The organism is Kitasatospora sp. NEAU-CNBT7 (assembly GCF_057220535.1).
In genome coordinates, this window is the sequence record NZ_JBXQQB010000005.1 from 25,249 (window position 1) to 42,941 (window position 17,693).

The window sequence follows — 17,693 nt, forward strand, 5'->3', positions numbered from 1 at the left end:
GGCATCATTTATATTGAGCGGGCGGCGGCACGCACCGCCGCAGGACCACCCCGACCGGCCACGCCCAGGAGGAACCCGTGCTCTCCCCCGAGTCGACCGCGACCGTCCGCGCCACCCTGCCCGCCGTTGGCGCCGCCATCGGCGAGATCACCCGCCTCTTCTACGCCCGGATGTTCGCCGACCATCCCCGGCTGGAGCGCGACCTGTTCAACCGGGGCAACCAGGCCGCCGGCACCCAGCAGCAGGCCCTGGCCGGCGCCATCGCCGGGTACGCCACCCTGCTGGTGCAGCAGTCCGAACCGGCCACCGGCCCGCTGCTCGCCCGGATCGCCCACCGGCACGCCTCGCTCGGCATCACCCGCGACCAGTACCGGGTGGTCCACACCTACCTGTTCGCCGCCATCGCCGAGGTGCTCGGCGACGCCGTCACCCCGGAGGTCGCCGCCGCCTGGGACGAGGTCTACTGGCTGATGGCGGGCGAGCTGATCGCCCTGGAGGGCCGGCTCTACCAGGAGGCCGGCGTCGCCGAGGGCGAGGTCTGGCAGCAGGCCGAGGTCCTGGACCGGCGGCAGGAGTCCCGGGACTCCGTCTCCTTCACCCTGCGGCCCACCGGCGGCGCCGCCACCGGCTTCCGGCCCGGCCAGTACCTCGGCGTGGCGGTCGTCCTGCCGGACGGCGCCCGCCAGATCCGCCAGTACAGCCTCTCCGCCGCCCCCGGCCCCGGCACCTGGCGGATCACCGTGAAGCGGGTCCACGGCCCGGCCGCGGCCGGACCCGACGGCGAGGTCTCCGGCTGGCTCCACGCCCACCTGCAGATCGGGGACAAGGTCACGGTCTCCCGCCCGTTCGGCGACCTCACCCTGGAGGACGGCGACGGCCCGCTGCTGCTGGCCTCGGCCGGGATCGGCGTGACGCCGATGGCCGGCATGCTCGACCACCTGGCCCGGACCGGCTCCACCCGCCGGGTGATCGCCGTGCACGGCGACCGCTCCCCCGCCGACCACGCCCACGCCGCCGAACTCACCGAGCGCATCGCCGCGTTGCCCGCCGCCGAACTGCACCGCTGGTACCAGGAGCCGGGCACCGGCCCGGGCGCCGGGCACCACGGCACGGTCGACCTGGCCGGACTCGACCTGCCCGACGGGCTGACCGCCTACCTGTGCGGCCCGCTGCCGTTCATGCGCGCGACCCGCACCGAACTGCTGCGCCGCGGGGTCCCCGCCGCCGCCATCCGGTACGAGGTGTTCGGCCCCGACCTGTGGCTCGCCCCGGCCTGAGCCCCCGTCACCCCGCCCCGCCGTGCCCGCCCGGCGCGCCCGGGGCGTCCGGCGGGGCGAGTGGGGCGGGCGCGTCCGGGTGTGCGGCGGTCAGCGAGATGGTGCACACACCGGGCTCCGCGAAGGGGTGCAGCCGCAGCGCCCCGGGCACCCCCGCCCGCTCCGCCATCGCGTCCAGCAGTCCCTGGTGCACCGCGCACACCACCTCGGGGTGGCGCTCGGCGTTGCGCAGGAACGGGCACCCGTGCAACGCCACCACACCGCCCCCGGCCCGCAGCTGCGGCTGGAAGCCCCAGCGCCGGGCCTGCACCATCACCTGCTCCGCCAGCGGCAGCGACGGCTGCGGCAGCGACGCCTGCGGCGGTCCCGGCTGACCGGGCCCCGCGTCCTGCCCTGCGCCGGCGGCCCAGTCCCGGCCCGCCCGCTCGGCCCGCTGCGCCCGCACCGCCGGGTCCGGGCCGTAACCGAGCGCCAGCACCTCGACCAGCTCCTGGTAGGCCGCCAGCTGTTCGTGCGCCGGGGCCGCGGTGTACAGCAGCCGGGGCCGCCCGCGCCCGGCGGCCGCCTCGTCGCGCTGCGCGAGCACCAGCCCGGCCTCCGCCAGCGCGGTGAGGTGGTGGCGCACGGTGGTGACGTGCTGGCCGGTCCGCTCGGCCAGCAGCCGGCTGTCCAGCGGCCCGTCCGCCGCGGTCAGCGCCGCCAGCAGCGCCCGCCGCGCGGGGGCCGCGAGCGCTCGGTGCACACCGGGGTCCGGACTCTCCACCCGGCCCATGGTACGGCGCCGCCCGGCCCGGCCGGCCGGTCCCGGGACGGCGGTGCTCAGGCCAGGCCGGGGCGCAGCACCGTGGTGGAGCGGAACTCCTCGCCGGGGCGCAGCTCGGTGGACGGGTACGACGGCCGGTGCGGCGAGTCCGGGTGGTGCTGGGTCTCCAGCGCCACCCCCGCGTACATCCGGTACGGGACGCCGCTCGCGCCGCTGACCGTGCCCGCGAAGTGGTTGGCGGTGTAGACCTGGATGCCCGGCTCGGTGGTGAGCACCTCCAGGGTCCGGCCGCTGCCCGGGTCCTCCAGCAGCGCCGCGCGGGCCGGGGTGCCGTCGGCCGGGCGCTCGCGCAGGACCCAGTTGTGGTCGTAGCCGCGCGGTCCGCGCAGCTGCGGGTGGTCGTCGTGGATGCCCTTGCCGATCGGGCGGGCCGTGGTGAAGTCGAACGGGGTGCCGGCCACCGGCTCGTACGGGCCGAGCGGGATCTGCCGCTCGTCGACCGGGGTGTAGTGGTCGGCGTCCAGGGTGAGCAGGTGGCCGAGGACGTCGCCGCTGCCCTCGCCGGCCAGGTTGACGTACGCGTGGTTGGTCAGGTTGACCACGGTCGGGCGGGTGGTGACGGCGTGGTAGGCGATGGTCAGCGCCTCGGGCGACAGCGTGTAGGAGACGGTGACGTCCAGGCCGCCGGGGAAGCCCTGGTCGCCGTCCGGGCTGTGCAGGCGCAGGCGGACACCGCCGGGGATCTCCTCGGCCTCCCACATCCGGTTGGCGAAGCCGTCCGGGCCGCCGTGCAGGGTGACGCCGCCGCCGGTGGGCATCAGCGGGTGGTCCTCGCCGTCGATGGTGATCCGGCTGCCGGCGATCCGGTTGGCGTACCGGCCGACGGTCGCCCCGAAGTGCCGGGCCGGGCCCAGGACGGCGCCCAGGTCGTCGGTGCTGAGCAGGAGTTGAGCGGGGGTGCCGTCACGGTCGGGGGCGCTGAGGGTGTGCAGGGTGGCGCCCAGGTTCAGCACGCCGGCCTCCAGCGCACCGCTGCGCAGGGTCCAGCGCTCGATGGCCGCGCCGGCCCCGCTCGCATCGAAGGGCTCCCGCCGCACCTCGGTGCCCTGCGCCGACGTCGCCATCGCCTGCTCCTCACCGGCCGCCCGGCTGCGCGCCACGGCGACCACGCCTCGGTCCTGCTCAGCAGCCTAGGCCGTGGACGGCCGTCCGTGTCGGATCAGCGCGCGCCGGGCACCGCCGGACCCCCGGAGCGTGCCGGCCGTCGGACCTCCGGCCCGCTCCCGGTGTCCCCGGGGTGACCAGGTTGTCGTTCGACCGGTCCGCGACCGGACGGGCACGGGCGAGCGGCGTCCAGGACAGCGGCGCGGCCCGCACCCGCCTTCGTCGTGCTCCGGGGCCTGCCGGCCCGTTCACCCGCGGCGGCCGCCCGGCCGGTCCTGCGGCGCCGAACCCGGCCGCGGGCGGCTCAGCCGTCCCGGCCCGGCTGCTGCTCGTGCGGCTTCTCGTCCGGCCCCTGGTCGGGCCGCTGCTCGGGCAGGCCGAGCGCGGCGGCCAGGCCCTCCGGCCCGGTGCCCGCCTTGCGGTGGACGGCGGCCAGCCGGCGGTGCACCAGGCTCAGCTGGAGGTCGAGCTGCTCGGCGATCCGCTGCGGCGGCAGCCCCTGGACGGCGAGCTGGGCGACCTCCCACTCGGGCTGGGTGAGCGCGTCCCGGCTGAGGGTGTGCAGCCGGTTGGGGCGCAGCCCGGAGACCGCGAGCTCGCCGCGGGCCTTGGCGACCAGGCCGTCGGCGCCGCAGTGCTGGGCCAGCTCCATGCCTTGGTACAGGTACTCGCCGGAGGCGCTCAGCCGGCCGACCCGGCGCAGGGCCGCGCCGAGGTCGACCAGCGCGTGGGCGTGCTCGTACCCGGCCGGGGACAGGCCGAGCCGGCCGACGGCCTCCTCCAGCAGTTCGACGGCGGCCGGGCCCTCGGTGGTGGCGGCCTGCAGCCGCAGCGCGGTGCCGATCGCCGACGGGGTGCCGAACTCCCGGGCCCGCTCTACGGCCAGTTCCGCGTAGCCGCGGGCGGCGTCCGGGTCGTCGGGGGCGAGCGCCACCGCGAGGTGGCCGGCCCACGGTGCCCAGACGGTGTTCTTCCAGCCGCGGGCGTTGAGCTGCTCGCCGACCTCGGTGAAGACGGCTGCGGCGCCGGCTCGGTCGCCCCGGGCGAGCAGCAGCTTGCCGTACAGGGTGGGCGCGTCGGGCAGCACCATGGCGGTGGGGTGGTACGGCGGGGCGAAGCCGTAGTGCTGGGCGAGTTCCCAGGCCTCGGTGAACCGGCCGCGGGCCAGCAGGGTGTCGGCGAGCACGCCGACGATGTCCCACTGCAGCGGGAGGCCGGGGGCGATCCGCTCGGAGATCTTCAGGCCCCGGCGCAGGAAGTCCTCGGCCTCGGGGAGGAAGCCGCGGCGGAACCGGACCAGGCCCATCAGGAAGTAGGCGAAGCCGCGGTGCGCGCCGCTCCAGCCGGCCACCTCGAACTCCAGAATGGCGTCGGAGAACAGCCGTTCCGCGCGGGCGAGTTCGTCGGTGTAGGTGAGGGTCAGGCCGACCAGGGCCGGGAGTTCGAAGCCCCAGGTGGTGTTGGTCCAGCCGAGTTCGGCGGGCAGCCGGCCGTCCGCCAGGACCTCGTCGGCGTAGCCGACCGCCTTGGCCGCGGGGGCGCCGCGCAGGGTGAGGTCCCAGGCGCGCATCGCCAGCACGGCGCGTTCGGCGGCGGTGTCGCGTTCGCCGAGGCTGAGCGAGAGCTTCTTGAGCCGGTCGGAGCGGTCCGGGCCGTCCTCCTCGTCGCGCTGGAAGGCGGCCCACATGAAGTGCGCGGCCTCCAGGCGGAGCCGGCCCGGTCCGGGCGGGGTGCGCTGGGCCTCCAGCCGGCAGGTCTCGGCGGCCCGGACCAGTTCGCCGGAGTGGGCCAGCACCTCGGAGAGCCGGAAGGTGGCGTCCACCCGCAGGTCGTCGCCGAGACCGTCCATCTCCAGGGCGAGCCGGAGCTGGTTGACGGTGGCGGACGGGTCGGTGAGCAGCGCGGAGAAGCCCAGTTCGTACATCACCACGGCGCGGTCCGCCTCGTCCGGCGGCTCGGCGAGGGCGCGCTCCAGGCAGCGCTGGGCGGCCTCGGGTGCGCCGATCGCGAGGTGCTCGGTGGCGGCCTTGCGCAGTTTGCGGACGATCGTGTAGTCGCCCCCGGGGAGGGTCTCCAGCAGGTGCCGGGAGGCGGTGAGCAGGCTGCCGCCCGCGTTCTCGATGGCGGCCGCGGCGATGCCGTGCATGGCGGTCTTGGTGCCGGAGGGCATGGTCAGGTAGATCGCGGTGCCGATCAGCGGGTGGACGAACTCCAGCCGGCCGTTGGGGCTGCTGGTGAGCACCCGGTGCTTGCGCAGCTGGCGCACCGACTCGTCGGACTGGTCGGGGCCCTGGGCGCAGATGATGGCGGCGAGCTGCTGCTTGATGTCGGTGCCGAGCAGGGCGGCGGCCCAGGCGAACCGCATGGTGACCGGGCCCAGCTTCTCCAGCCAGTACTGCAGGGTCTGGCCGCGGGCGGCGGCGGCCAGGTCGCGCAGCCGCGGGGTGTTCTCCTCGATCGGGTCGAGGCCCTGGTCACGGACCTCGCGCAGCAGCGCCTGGATGTCGTACGGGGTGCCGGCGGTGATCGCCCAGACCTGGCGGCAGAACGCGTCGTCGGCCAGGGCGCCGAAAACACCGCGGACCAATTGGGTGACCGAGGCGGGGTGCAGCGGGTTGAGCTGGTGTCGGCGGGCCGCCATCCCCTCGATCTGCTGGATCAGCCCGCGGGCCTCCTCGGCGAACTCGTCGCGGTAGCCCAGCACCAGCAGGACCGGCAGTTCCTGGCAGCGGACCGCGAAGGAGGAGAGCCAGGTGAGCGACTCCAGGTCGGCCCAGTGCAGGTCGTCGACGATCATCACCAGCGGCGCCCGGCGCGGGGCGAGCTGGGTGAGTACGAAGTCGAGGCCGTCGCGGACGCCCTGCGGGTCGAGCGGTTCGAGCTCGCCGGAGGGCGGGAACAGGCCGATCGCCGGGCCGACGATGCCGCGCCAGTTGCCGAACACCTCGCGGCTCTCGGCCTCGCTCAGCGCGCCGAGCACCGGGAGCAGCAACTGCCGCAGGACGCGGAAGGGTTCGTTCTGCTGCCGCTCGCCGCCGCGGGCGAACAGGACGGTGCAGCCCGGCTGCAGTCTGGCGAGCCTGCGGACCTGCCGCAGGACCGAGGTCTTGCCCATCCCGGGCGGGCCGGAGTAGAGGAGCAGTTCACCGATCTCGGTGCCGCCGCTGGCGAACGCCCGGCAGAGTCTGGCGACGGCCTGTTCGGCACTGCCGAGCTCGGATTCGCGCTCGTGGAGCGGGTCCTCGACCGTTCCGGCGCCGAGCCCTCGCTCCCCTTGCCCGTACTGATCTCCGGCCACCGTTGCGCCCTCCGCCTCACAGTTCCGTGGTTCCGTCCCCGACATTAGCGCCGCGCACGCCCCCATGGGCGGCATTCGCGCAGGCCGGAGGCCACGGACAGGGTTGAGAGCGAGAGTCAGGGGCAAATGCCCTGGTACCTCTGACATCTGATGATCTGATCAGATAATCTTCGGCCCGCACAGCTGGAGATGATCTCTTTTCCGCGGGCCACCCCGAGGCCGAGCAGGACGTACGGCACAGACCCCTCAGCAGCGCCGGGAGAACGATGTCCGACTGCACCTCACTTGAGCTTCCGTTTCCCCACAGGCGGAGCCCCCACCAGGCGGGGGCGGCAGCCCACCACCGGTTGTGGCTGGACCGCCACAGACAACTCACCACCGGCATCACCGAGCCCGCGTACGAGCACTGGGACGTGTCGGAGCTCGCCGCTTTCTGCTACCCCGAGGCGGGGCCGGACGAACTCGGCCTGGCCGCCGACCTTCTCGGATTCTACTTTCTCTTCGACGACCAGTTCGATACCGAACTCGGCCAACATCCGGCCGAGGTGGCCAGGATCTGCGACCGGCTCTGCGGAATCACGCACGGCACCTTCGCATTCGCCCCGTCCACCCCGTTCGGCTCCTCCGCCCAGTCCGCCCCTCCCGTCCCGTCCGCCTCATCCGTCCCGTCCGTGCCGTCCATGCCGTCGACGCCGTCCGCCACCGAACACGCCTTCGCCGACCTCTGGCGGCGCAGCCAGCGGGGGATGTCCGCCCGCTGGCGGGCCCGGGCCGCGTACAACTGGGAGTGGTACTTCGCCAGCCACCCCGCCGAGGCGGCCGGCCGGGCTTTCGCCGAACTCCCCGACCGGGAGAGCTACTTGGTCCTGCGCCGCGGTACCGCGGCGATGGAGACCCTGTTCGACATGATCGAGCGGCTCGGCCACTTCGAGGTGCCGCAGAGCGCCTTCCACCACCCGGTGCTCCGCCGGCTGCGCCAACTCGCCGCCGACATACCCTCGTTCAGCAACGACGTCCGCTCGTACCCGCTGGAGGCGCCCCGCGGCGACGTGTACAACCTGGTGATGATCGTCCAGCAGGAGCGCGACTGCCCGGCGGAAGAGGCCTGCGCCGTGGTGCTCGCCGAGGCCCAGTTGATGGTCAATCAGTTCGCCGAACTGCGGCTCCAGCTGGCGGACGTCTACCACCAGCTCGAGCTGGACGCCGCCCAGCGCGGCGCGGTCCAGCGGTACGCCGACGGGCTCGCCGCCTGGCTGGCGGGCTACCTGCGCTGGGAGGGCCGCACCGGGCGCTACCGGGCCGGGTAGGGCGCCCGGGCCCGGCGCCGCACCCACCGGCGCCGGGCCGCAGCGACCCACCACCGTGACCGGTCCGGTACGGGGCGTAGCGGCGGCGCCGACCGGGCGGTTAGGGTGCGGACCGGAGGGGCGGACCCCTCCAGTCAGCTTCCAGCATCCTTCCGCCCGGGCCGCCTAGGCTGCCCGGCGCGCTGCCCCGGGGCGGGCCCGGACGGCGGCGCCTGTCGTTGCGAGGAGAGAGCTTTGACGGTCTACCAGCCCCCCGGCCGGCCCGGTTCGGTGGTCGAGTTCCGCAGCCGCTACGAACACTGGATAGGCGGCGACTGGCGGCCCCCGGTGCGCGGCCAGTACTTCGAGAACCCCACCCCGGTGACCGGCCGGCCGTTCTGCGAGGTGGCCCGCGGCACCTCGGAGGACATCGAGGCCGCGCTGGACGCCGCGCACGCCGCCGCACCCGCCTGGGGCCGCACCTCCCCCGCCGAGCGCGCCCAGGTGCTGCTGCGGGTGGCCGACCGGATGGAGCAGAACCTGGAGGCCCTCGCGGTCGCCGAGAGCTGGGACAACGGCAAGCCGGTCCGGGAGGCGCTGGCGGCGGACATCCCGCTCGCCGTGGACCACCTGCGCTACTTCGCCGGCGCGCTGCGCGCCCAGGAGGGCTCGCTCTCCCAGCTCGACGAGGACACCGTCGCGTACCACTTCCACGAGCCGCTGGGCGTGGTCGGCCAGATCATCCCGTGGAACTTCCCGATCCTGATGGCGGTCTGGAAGCTCGCCCCGGCGCTGGCCGCGGGCAACGCGGTGGTGCTCAAGCCGGCCGAGCAGACCCCGGCCTCGATCCTGGTGCTGATGGAGCTGGTCGCCGACCTGCTGCCGCCGGGCGTGGTCAACGTGGTCAACGGCTTCGGCGTGGAGGCCGGCAAGCCGCTCGCCTCCAGCCCGCGGATCCGCAAGATCGCCTTCACCGGCGAGACCACCACCGGCCGGCTGATCATGCAGTACGCCAGCGCCAACCTGATCCCGGTCTCGCTGGAGCTCGGCGGCAAGAGCCCCAACCTGTTCTTCGCCGACGTGGCCGCCGAGCAGGACGCCTTCTACGACAAGGCGCTGGAGGGCTTCGCGATGTTCGCCCTCAACCAGGGCGAGGTGTGCACCTGTCCGAGCCGGGCCCTGATCGAGGCGCCGATCTACGACCGCTTCCTCGGCGACGGCCTCGAGCGGGTCCGCGCGATCCGGCAGGGCAACCCGCTGGACACCGACACCATGGTCGGCGCCCAGGCCAGCAACGACCAGCTGGAGAAGATCCTCTCCTACATCGACATCGGTCAGGCCGAGGGCGCCAAGGTCCTGGTCGGCGGCGAACGGGTCGAGCTGGACGGTGAGTTGGCGGGCGGCTACTACGTGGCCCCGACGGTCTTCGAGGGCACCAACCGGATGCGGATCTTCCAGGAGGAGATCTTCGGCCCGGTGGTCGCGGTGGCCCGCTTCGACGGCTTCGACGACGGCATCGAGATCGCCAACGACACCCTGTACGGGCTCGGCGCGGGCGTCTGGACCCGGGACGGCTCCACCGCCCACCGGGCCGGGCGGGCGATCCAGGCTGGCCGGGTCTGGACCAACTCGTACCACCTGTACCCGGCCCACGCGGCGTTCGGCGGGTACAAGAACTCCGGGATCGGCCGGGAGACCCACAAGATGATGCTGGAGCACTACCAGCAGACCAAGAACCTGCTGGTCAGCTACTCGCCGCAGGCCCTGGGCTTCTTCTAGGATGGCCGCCCACCAGGTCGCCTCCCAGGTCGCCGTCACCCCGGCGGCGGCCGGCCTGCTGCGTGAACTCGCCGCCGACCACGGGCCGTTGATGTTCCACCAGTCCGGCGGCTGCTGCGACGGCTCGGCGCCGATGTGCTACCCGGCCGGTGAGTTCCTCACCTCGGCCGCCGACCACCTGCTCGGCGTCCTCACGGTGGAGGGGCTCGCGCCGGTCGAGGTCTGGATGGCCCGGGACCAGTACGCGTACTGGTCGCACACCCATCTGACCATCGACGTGGTGCCCGGGCGCGGCAGCGGCTTCTCGCTGGAGGCGCCGACCGGCCACCGCTTCCTGGTCCGTTCCCGGCTGCTGACGGACGAGGAGGCCCAGGCGCTCCACCCGGGCGCCTGACCCAGCCACTCCGGGGGCGTGCAGCCCAGGGCGCACGCCCCCGGAGTGCACCTACCGCCAGGCCAACAGAGGCACAGCCACCGGGCCCCGCCCCACCCGCCACCCGGCGGCCGGGCGCTGCTCGACGGGATCCGGCCCGGTGCCGGGCGCCACGCTACGGGCGGCCCGAACGGCACCACCGGACAGCAGGCCGCGGACGAGCGGGGTACCCGGCGGACGGGCCGCCCCCAGCGGGCGGACCGGACCAAGCAGCGCGGACGGCGGGACGGACACGGTCGACGGGACGGACAGCAGCACGGGGTCCTCAGTTCTGGGCCGCGACGCGCGCGCGGGCGGCGCGGACGGCTTCCTCGATGTTCTCCGGGGGGATCCGTACGCCGGAGGCGATCCGTCCGCCCACGGCGCGCAGCGCCTCGGCCGCGGCCTCGGCCCAGACGTGCTCGATCAGGACCAGCAGCGCGACCGAGCCCGGCGCCAGCAGTTCGGCGGCCTCCTGGGCGTCCTCGGGGCCGATCAGCGGCAGTTCGTGGCCGCCGACCGCGACCACGCCGCGCAGGTGCTCGAAGTCGGCCAGTTCGCCGTAGGTCGCCTCGCCGTCCGGGTGCCGGGTGACCACCAGGGAGTCGATCACCCGGATGTCCCCGGCGGTGCGCAGCGCGACCAGCGCCGCGGCGGTCTCGCGGGTGATGGTCTCCTGCGGGAACGTCAGGACGAGCAGTTCGGCCGGCCCCATCCAGGGCTCCCTTCCTCGGGCTGGTCCCCCAGCCGGATCCAAGCACACGGCGGGCCCGCCCGGGTCCGCCGACACCCCGTCCGGGGCGGCGCACGGGGGGACTGCGAACGGCCCAGGCGGCGCGCGGCCCGGTCGCGTCCGTGGTCTCTGGAGAACAGCGGCCGACCGTGCCGCGGAACAGGAGCCACCGACCCATGACCATCCCCGTCGACAAGCTGTCCCAACCCGCCGTGCGCACCCTGGTCGCCGCGATCAACGCGGGCGACCGCGACGCCTTCCTCGGCGCGCTCACCCCGGACGCCACCATGTCGGACGACGGTTCGGACCGGGACCTCACGGACTGGATCGACCGGGAGATCTTCTCCTCGCGCGGCCGGATGGAGGTGCAGACCGAGAAGGACGGCGGTCTGGCGCTGGTCGCCAACTTCCGCAACGACACCTGGGGCGAGATGCGCACCGCCTGGCGGTTCACCGTCGACGGCGGCAAGGTCAGCCGCTTCGACACCGGCCAGGCCTGACCCGCCGGGGGCCGGCAGGATTCCCGGACCCGTCCGGCCCGGCCACCGCCGGGCCGAAACCTCCTGCGGCGTAAGGAAGTTGACCCGGCGCCGCCCCGAGGCGCCCGACGCCCGACGTCCGGTCACCGCGACGCAGCCGGATGCCGCCGACCGGACTGCCGTACGAGGACCTGCTGAAGTACGGCCCGGGGGCGGCGGTCGGAAGCGGGACCCGGGTACCCGGCGTGGCCGGCGTGGCCGGCGTGGCCGGCGTGGCCGGCGTGGCCGGCGTGGCCGGCGTGGCCGGCGTGGCCGGCGTGGCCGGCGTGGCCGGCGTGGCCGGCGTGGCCGGCGTGGCCGGCGTGGCCGGCGTGGCCGGCAGCCTTACCCCGCCAGGCAGGCGCGGACCGCTCCGATCAGCGTCCGGGAGCGGATGTCGCCGGTCACCCCGGGCTGCATGCCGTTGGTGACGTAGCCGAAGCCGATCCCCAGCGACGGGTCGGCGAAGCCCAGCGAGCCGCCTCGGCCGGGGTGGCCGAAGGCGGCCGGGGAGGACATCGGCGAGGTGCCGCCGTGCCGGAAGAAGCCTTGGCCGAAGGAGGTGTTGACGATCAGTACCCGGTCCGGTCCGTCCACCGAGGGCCCGGCCGCCTCGGCCAGCGTCGCGGTGTCGAACAGCGCGGGCAGCCGCTCGCCGGGGGCGCCGGCGTGCCGGTCGGCGGCGCCGATCAGCGCGGCGTAGAAGCGGGCCAGCGAGCGGGCGGTACCGATGCCGCCGGCGCCGGGGACCTCGGCGGCCTGGATCGCCGGGTCGTTGAGGTCGACCGGCGGTCGGACCGCGCCGAAGGCCCGGGCGGTCAGCGAGGCCGGGTCGCGGTAGGCGTCCCGGACGTTCTGCTTGGGCCGGATCCGCAGGCCGTTCGGGCCGACCTGGGCGGCCTCCGGTGCGGGCAGGTCGACCAGCCGTCCGACCCGGGGGGCGGCGCCCGCGGGCAGCCCGATCCACAGGTCGAGGCCGAGCGGGCGGGCGATCTCCTCGGCGAACAGGTGGCCGATGCTGCGGCCGTCCGCCCGCCGGACCAGCTCGCCGACCAGCCAGCCGAAGGTGTAGGGGTGGTAGCCGTGCGCGGTGCCCGGCTCCCAGGCCGGGGCCTGCGCGGCGACGGCGGCGACCGCCGGTTCCCAGGCGATCAGGTCCTCGATCCGCAGCGGGGTGTCCAGCGCCGGGAGGCCGGCCTGGTGCGAGAGCAGCCAGCGGACCGGGATCCGCTCCTTGCCCGCGGCCTTGAACTCCGGCCAGTAGGAGGAGGCCGGCGCGTCCAGGTCGAGCAGGCCGCGCTGGAACAGCAGCAGCGCCGCGGCGGCCGTCAGGCCCTTGGTGACCGAGCGCAGCACCTGCGCGGTGTCCGCGGTCCACGGCACGGCCGGCGCGGGCCGGGCACCGACCTCGGGCCGGGCGTCGCCGCCCCACAGGTCGACCACCTTGCGGCCGTCGGCGTACAGCGCGAAGGCCGCGCCGAGCTCGCCGTGGTCCCGGAAGTTGCGGGCGAAGGCCTCCCGGACGGGTTCGAAGCCGTCGGCCGTCTCGCCCCAGATCTCCACCGTGCTCACGCTCGCCGCCCTCCGTTCCGCCGCCGCCTTGGTTCGCACGATAGTCCGGTGCCCGGGCTGACGCCGAGTCGGTACCGTGGGGCCATGACGAACCCCGCTGACGAGCTGCTGGACGTGGTCGACGCACAGGACCGGGTGGTCGGCACCGCCTCGCGCGGCGAGGTCTACCGGCGGGGGCTGACCCACCGCTGCGTGTTCATCCTGGTCCGCGACGCGCAGGGACGGATCTTCACCCACCGCCGCACCGAGCAGAAGCTGTTCGCCCCCGGCGCGTACGACTGCTTCGTCGGCGGGGTGGTCGGCAGCGGCGAGAGCTACGCCGAGGCGGCCGTCCGGGAGGCCGAGGAGGAGCTCGGGGTGAGCGGGATCCGGCCGGAGCCGCTGTTCCGGTTCCTGTTCGAGGACGGCGCGGGCCTGTCCTGGTGGTGCGACGTGCACCAGGCCGTGTGGGACGGTCCGGTCTCCCCGCAGGTCGAGGAGGTCGCCTGGCACGACTGGCTGACCGAGCCGGAACTGGTGCGGCGCCTGGCGCAGTGGGAGTTCGTCCCCGACGGCCGGGAGACCTGGCGGCGCTACCTGGAGTGGCGCGCGTCCTGAGCCCCGGGCCCCGGCGGCGGGTGGTCCGGCGGTTCCCAGTCCGGGTGCTCCCGGGCGGCCCAGAGCGGGTCCACGCTGCCCGTGCGCATGCCGCGCCGGGCCTCCGGGTCCCGGACCGCCATCCAGATGTGCCCGCCCACCACGACGGCGACCGCGACGGCCAGCCAGTCGTGGACGAAGGTCGCGCCGGTGCGCCACACCAGCGGCGCGAGGTGGGTGAACCACATCAGCAGCCCGGTGCCGAGCATCACCAGCACCGCACCGGCCGTCCAGGACGCGTACAGCTTCTGGCCGGCGTTGAACTTCCCCGCCGGGCGGCGGTGGGAGCGGCGGCGCACCGCGCGCAGCCAGGCGCGGTCCAGCGGGGTGAAGCGGTTCAGCCGGGTCAGGTCCGCCCGCAGCCCGCGGGAGACCAGGCCCAGCAGCAGCGGCGCCGGGAGCAGCAGGCCGCACCACTCGTGCACCGCGGTCACCAGGCGGCGGCGCCCGACCAGCTCGCTCAGCGGCGGGTAGTACAGGAACGCGGCGGTCACCAGGCACACCAGCATCAGCCCGGAGGTGGCCCGGTGCACCCAGCGCTCGGCCCGGCCGAACCGCGGGATCCGGCCCGCCGGCGCCGCCCGCTCAGCCGGTGGGCGCATCGTCGCGTCCGTTCGAGCGGCCCACCCAGGCGTCGACGTCATAGCCGTAGTGCTCCCAGTAGCCGGGTTCGACCGAGGGCGTCAGCGTGATGCCGGAGAGCCACTTGGCCGATTTGTAGAAGTACATCGGGGCGACGTACAGCCGCACCGGACCGCCGTGCTCGTGACTGACCGGCCGGTCCTGCATCCGCAGCGCCACCAGCACGTCGTCGCGCCGGGCCTGCTCCAGGGTGAGGCTCTCGGTGTACTCGCCGTCGAAGCAGCTGAACCGCACCGCCCCGGCGTCCGCCCGGACCCCGGCCGCGTCCAGCAGGGTGGCGAGCCTGACCCCCTCGAACGGGGTGCCCGGCACCCGCCAGCCGGTCACGCACTGCACGTCGTGGACGATCCGGGTCTGCTCCATGGCCTGCAGCTGGGGCAGGCTGAGGGTGACCGGGCGGTCCACCATCCCGTCGATCCGCAGCGTGTAGTCCGCGGCCGTCCGGACCGGCACCGAGCCGACCACCGAGTAGTACCGGAAGCCGCCCCCGCCGGGCAGCAGCCCGCTCAGCCCGGTCGGGTCCTTGCTGGTGACCCCTTCGACGGCGCGTTGCAGGAACGGGCCCGCCGCCACCCCGGCCACGCCCAGACCGAGCATGCCGAGCACGACGCGGCGTCCGACGGGGGTTCCGGAGTTCTCGCTCACACCGTTGATTCGACCAGGTCGGCGGGGTCGGGGCCAGGGCCGCGGGGCCGCCGTCAGAATTTCGTCATCTCCTCCAAGGACAGCCGGGCCACCCCGGCCCGCATGATCGAACGACCGGCCCGGACGGCATCGACCGATAGGGTGACGGTATGGCTTCCCGTACGCCGACGGCGGCGACCCGGACTCCGGACGCGCGCGCGCCGCGCCGCAGGCTGAGCGTGGACGAGCGCCGGGAGCAGCTGATCGCGGTCGCGCTCGACCTGTTCAGCAAGCACCCGCCGGAGGACGTCTCCATCGACGACATCGCGGCCGCCGCGGGGGCCTCCCGGCCGCTGGTCTACCACTACTTCCCCGGCAAGCAGGCGCTGTACGAGGAGTCGCTGCGCCGGGCCGGCCAGGAGCTGGCCGGGCGCTTCGAGGAGGCCGCCGAAGGGCCGATGTCGGAGCGGCTGCTGCGGGTGATGGGCCGCTACCTCGACTTCGTGAACAGCCACGGCCCCGGCTTCGAGGCGCTGCTGCGCGGCGGTTCGGTCGCAGCCAGCCCCGGCACCACGGCGGTGATCGACGAGGTCCGGCGGGCCGCCCTGGAGCAGATCCTGCTGCACCTCGCCGTCCCCGCGCCCAGCCCAGGGCTGCGCCGCACCGTCCGGGCCTGGATCGCCAACGCCGAGATCACCTCGCTGGACTGGCTGTCCGAGCGCAGCGTCCCGCTGGAGGAGCTGCAGCTGCAGCTGGTGCAGGAGTTCGTCGCGGCGCTGGCGGTCACCGCGGCCCGGGAGCCGGGGCTCGCGGCGGAGCTGGCCGGGTTCTTCCGCAGCGAGCAGCCCGGGGGTCCGACCGGGCAGCTGGTACGCGAACTGGCGGGCCTGCTGGCCGTTCCCGGCCTCGCGGAGGACCTCGGCCGGCTCGCCGCCCCGCCGGCCGGCTGAGGACGCGGGCCGCGCACATCCGGAGCTGCTGCGCCCGCTTGGTGAGCTTCGGTGCCGGATGCCGCCGGGTCAGCGGTTTCTGATAGAAAGTGGGCGTTAATGCCACACCGAGAGCGAGGGGGGCTCGGCGCCATGACTCAGGACGGCTTCACAGCCGCGGAGCGGATCGCGGCCACACTGGACGCACTGGCCGAAACGCTGCTGGGCGAGCGGGCCACGCACTACCCGGCCGCCACCCTGGCCGCTTTCGGGAGCACCGCGCACCCGGCCGCCGGCGCCCTGTTCGGCGTCCGGATCGGCCCCAACGGCCCGGGTATCACCGGGGTTCACGGTCTCGGCACGGTGGTGGAGGCGGCCCACACCCGGCGCCCCGAGCCCGCGCCGGGGGCGGCCGCCGAGCTGCTCGCCCGGTACGGCGGCGGTGCCGTGCGCGGCGCCGCGGCCCCGTCCGCGGCGGCGTTCCGCTTCCCGGTCGGCCACGGCAGCGCGGACGAGAAGCTGCGCCCGGAGTTCCCGCCCGCGCTGGCCGCGCTCGCCGCGGACCGCCCGGTCCTCGCACCTGACGAACTGTCCACCGGTTCCGGTGTCGAGGCGCGCCTGCTGGTGCCCTCGCTGTTCCACCCGCTGGCGATCCGCGGCGACGCCGCCGCGCTCGGCGCGCACCTGACCGAGGTGGCCGCCGAGCTGTTCGCCGGTGCCGACGCCGAGGCCCGCAAGGAGTGGGCGGTGGTGGCGGCCGCGCTGGCCGAGGAGACCGCCGCCGCGGGCGTGGTCTTCGCCGGCCTGGCCGCGGTCGAGACGCAGGGGCGCCGCTCGCGCGCCTCGCTGGTCGCGGCGCTGGTCCCGCACGCCCAGGAGGTCGGCGAGCTGGCCACCGAGCTGGCCGACCGGCGGCCCGCCGCCGAGGTCTGGCGGGTGCTGCTGCCGGCCGGACCCGCCGTGCTGCTGGTCGAGCCGCGGACGGTACCGGTGCCCTCGCCGCTGACCGCCGACGGGCGGCCGCTGTCGCTGGTCGGTGTCACCGCCGAGGCGTTCCTGCCGCTGCCGGACGGCCGGTCGGTGCTGACCGTCCAGCTGAGCACCGCCCAGGCGGACGACTGGGAGCTGTACACGGGCGTGTTCGCCCGGGTGCTGGAGAGCGTCCAGCTCGCCTGGGACGGGCAGGTGCACGTCGCCGCCCAGCCGCCGCAGGTCCAGCAGCCGGCCGCCGAGCCGCAGCCGCCGCAGGTCCAGCAGCCCGCCGCCCCGGTGCAGGCCGCACCCCCGGCCCCCGTCGCTGCGCCGCCTGCTCCCCCGGCCCCGCCCGTGGTCCCTCCGGCCCCGGTGGCCGATCAGCCGGCTCCGGCGGCGCCGCCGGCCCCGGCCGCCCCTCCTGCTCAGCCCGCCCAGCCTGCTCAGCCGACTCAGCCCAAGGGCACCCCGGTGCGGGTCCCGCCGGCGGACTTCAACCCGTTCGCCCCGCCGGCGCCCGCCGCCCCGGCCGCCGCGGCGCCGTCGGGCGAGCCGGCCGCGCCGGCCGCGCCGGGCAAGGGCACGCCGGTCCGGGTCCCGCCCGCCGACTTCAACCCGTTCGCTCCCCCGGCGCCCGGCACGGCCGCCGCGGCCCCGGCCGCCCCCGCGCCCGCGGCGGCTCCCGCGGCCCCGGCTGCCGCGGACCCGTTCGGCACCACGGTGCCGACCCCGGCGGCCGACCCGTTCGGCACCGCCGTGGCCGGGAGCGCGGCTCCCGCGCCCGCCGCCGCACCGGTGGCCGCTCCTGCGGCGCCCGCCGCCGCGCCCGCACCGGGCAAGGGGACGCCGGTCCGGGTCCCGCCGGCGGACTTCAACCCGTTCGCGCCCCCGGCCCCGCCGGCCGCCCCCGCCGCGGAGGCGCCCGCCGAGCCGGCCGAGCAGCCCGCGCCGGGCAAGGGGACGCCGGTCCGGGTGCCCCCGCCGGACTTCAACCCGTTCGCCCCGCCGGCGCCCGCCGCCCCGGCGGCTGCGGCGGCGGCGGAGCCCCCGGCCCCCGAGCCGCCGGCGTACAGCCCCTTCGGCTGAGC

The 17,693-nt window shown here is 75.5% G+C and carries 15 protein-coding genes; 8 read left to right on the top strand and 7 right to left on the bottom strand.

What is annotated here, in order from left to right; translation table 11 throughout:
* Positions 1–77 precede the first annotated feature (77 nt).
* Entirely contained in the window at positions 78–1,277 is a 1,200-nt protein-coding gene (locus AC2TEW_RS08520) for a globin domain-containing protein (RefSeq protein ID WP_484622740.1), read from the top strand.
* 7 nt (positions 1,278–1,284) lie between these two features.
* On the opposite strand, the gene AC2TEW_RS08525 is transcribed toward AC2TEW_RS08520, so the two are convergent.
* The 3 genes from AC2TEW_RS08525 to AC2TEW_RS08535 form a co-directional block, all read right to left on the bottom strand.
* Positions 1,285–2,040, bottom strand: coding sequence for a helix-turn-helix transcriptional regulator (locus tag AC2TEW_RS08525; protein ID WP_484622741.1), 756 nt, complete (start codon positions 2,038–2,040; stop codon positions 1,285–1,287).
* Between the two features lie 56 nt (positions 2,041–2,096).
* Positions 2,097–3,209, bottom strand: a complete 1,113-nt coding sequence (locus AC2TEW_RS08530; RefSeq protein WP_484622742.1) for an aldose epimerase family protein — start codon at positions 3,207–3,209, stop codon at positions 2,097–2,099.
* Positions 3,210–3,508: 299 nt separating this feature from the next.
* Positions 3,509–6,502: an ATP-binding protein gene (locus AC2TEW_RS08535; protein WP_484622743.1), complete on the bottom strand. Its 2,994-nt coding sequence runs from the start codon at positions 6,500–6,502 to the stop codon at positions 3,509–3,511.
* A gap of 347 nt (positions 6,503–6,849) precedes the next feature.
* Here AC2TEW_RS08535 and AC2TEW_RS08540 point away from each other — a divergent pair, with 347 nt between their 5' ends.
* The 3 genes from AC2TEW_RS08540 (at position 6,850) to AC2TEW_RS08550 (ending at position 9,961) form a co-directional block, all read left to right on the top strand.
* Entirely contained in the window at positions 6,850–7,809 is a 960-nt protein-coding gene (locus AC2TEW_RS08540) for a terpene synthase family protein (protein ID WP_484622744.1), read from the top strand.
* A 234-nt stretch (positions 7,810–8,043) separates the two neighbouring features.
* Positions 8,044–9,567 carry an acetaldehyde dehydrogenase ExaC gene (gene exaC / locus AC2TEW_RS08545; protein ID WP_484622745.1) on the top strand — a complete coding sequence of 508 codons (1,524 nt, stop codon included), beginning with the start codon at positions 8,044–8,046 and terminating at the stop codon, positions 9,565–9,567.
* A gap of 1 nt (position 9,568) precedes the next feature.
* Complete coding sequence (locus tag AC2TEW_RS08550) at positions 9,569–9,961, top strand: DUF779 domain-containing protein (protein ID WP_484622746.1); 393 nt, start codon at positions 9,569–9,571, stop codon at positions 9,959–9,961.
* Positions 9,962–10,265: 304 nt separating this feature from the next.
* On the opposite strand, the gene AC2TEW_RS08555 is transcribed toward AC2TEW_RS08550, so the two are convergent.
* Entirely contained in the window at positions 10,266–10,694 is a 429-nt protein-coding gene (locus AC2TEW_RS08555; protein WP_033818111.1) for a DUF6325 family protein, read from the bottom strand.
* A 194-nt stretch (positions 10,695–10,888) separates the two neighbouring features.
* On the opposite strand from AC2TEW_RS08555, the gene AC2TEW_RS08560 reads away from it, so the two are divergent.
* Positions 10,889–11,212, top strand: coding sequence for a nuclear transport factor 2-like protein (locus tag AC2TEW_RS08560; protein ID WP_484622747.1), 324 nt, complete (start codon positions 10,889–10,891; stop codon positions 11,210–11,212).
* Positions 11,213–11,575: 363 nt separating this feature from the next.
* Here AC2TEW_RS08560 and AC2TEW_RS08565 read toward each other — a convergent pair whose 3' ends face one another.
* Complete coding sequence (locus tag AC2TEW_RS08565; RefSeq protein ID WP_484622999.1) at positions 11,576–12,793, bottom strand: serine hydrolase domain-containing protein; 1,218 nt, start codon at positions 12,791–12,793, stop codon at positions 11,576–11,578.
* Between the two features lie 93 nt (positions 12,794–12,886).
* On the opposite strand from AC2TEW_RS08565, the gene AC2TEW_RS08570 reads away from it, so the two are divergent.
* On the top strand, positions 12,887–13,399 hold the full coding sequence (locus AC2TEW_RS08570; RefSeq protein ID WP_484622748.1) for an NUDIX hydrolase: 513 nt from the start codon (positions 12,887–12,889) through the stop codon (positions 13,397–13,399).
* Here the strand turns inward: AC2TEW_RS08570 and AC2TEW_RS08575 are convergent.
* Together AC2TEW_RS08575 and AC2TEW_RS08580 are read right to left on the bottom strand one after the other, a co-directional pair.
* The gene (locus AC2TEW_RS08575) at positions 13,375–14,040 is read right to left on the bottom strand and encodes a cytochrome b/b6 domain-containing protein (RefSeq protein ID WP_484622749.1); all 666 of its coding nucleotides are present in this window, start codon (positions 14,038–14,040) and stop codon (positions 13,375–13,377) included. The two genes, AC2TEW_RS08570 and AC2TEW_RS08575, sit on opposite strands and share 25 nt — an antisense overlap.
* The gene (locus AC2TEW_RS08580) at positions 14,024–14,677 is read right to left on the bottom strand and encodes a molybdopterin-dependent oxidoreductase (RefSeq protein ID WP_484623000.1); all 654 of its coding nucleotides are present in this window, start codon (positions 14,675–14,677) and stop codon (positions 14,024–14,026) included. The genes AC2TEW_RS08575 and AC2TEW_RS08580 overlap by 17 nt, the downstream gene beginning before the upstream one ends.
* A gap of 197 nt (positions 14,678–14,874) precedes the next feature.
* Here AC2TEW_RS08580 and AC2TEW_RS08585 point away from each other — a divergent pair, with 197 nt between their 5' ends.
* Both AC2TEW_RS08585 and AC2TEW_RS08590 read left to right on the top strand, forming a co-directional pair.
* Entirely contained in the window at positions 14,875–15,654 is a 780-nt protein-coding gene (locus AC2TEW_RS08585) for a TetR/AcrR family transcriptional regulator (protein ID WP_484622750.1), read from the top strand.
* 132 nt (positions 15,655–15,786) lie between these two features.
* Positions 15,787–17,691 carry a hypothetical protein gene (locus AC2TEW_RS08590; RefSeq protein ID WP_484622751.1) on the top strand — a complete coding sequence of 635 codons (1,905 nt, stop codon included), beginning with the start codon at positions 15,787–15,789 and terminating at the stop codon, positions 17,689–17,691.
* The last annotated feature ends 2 nt before the right edge of the window (positions 17,692–17,693 follow it).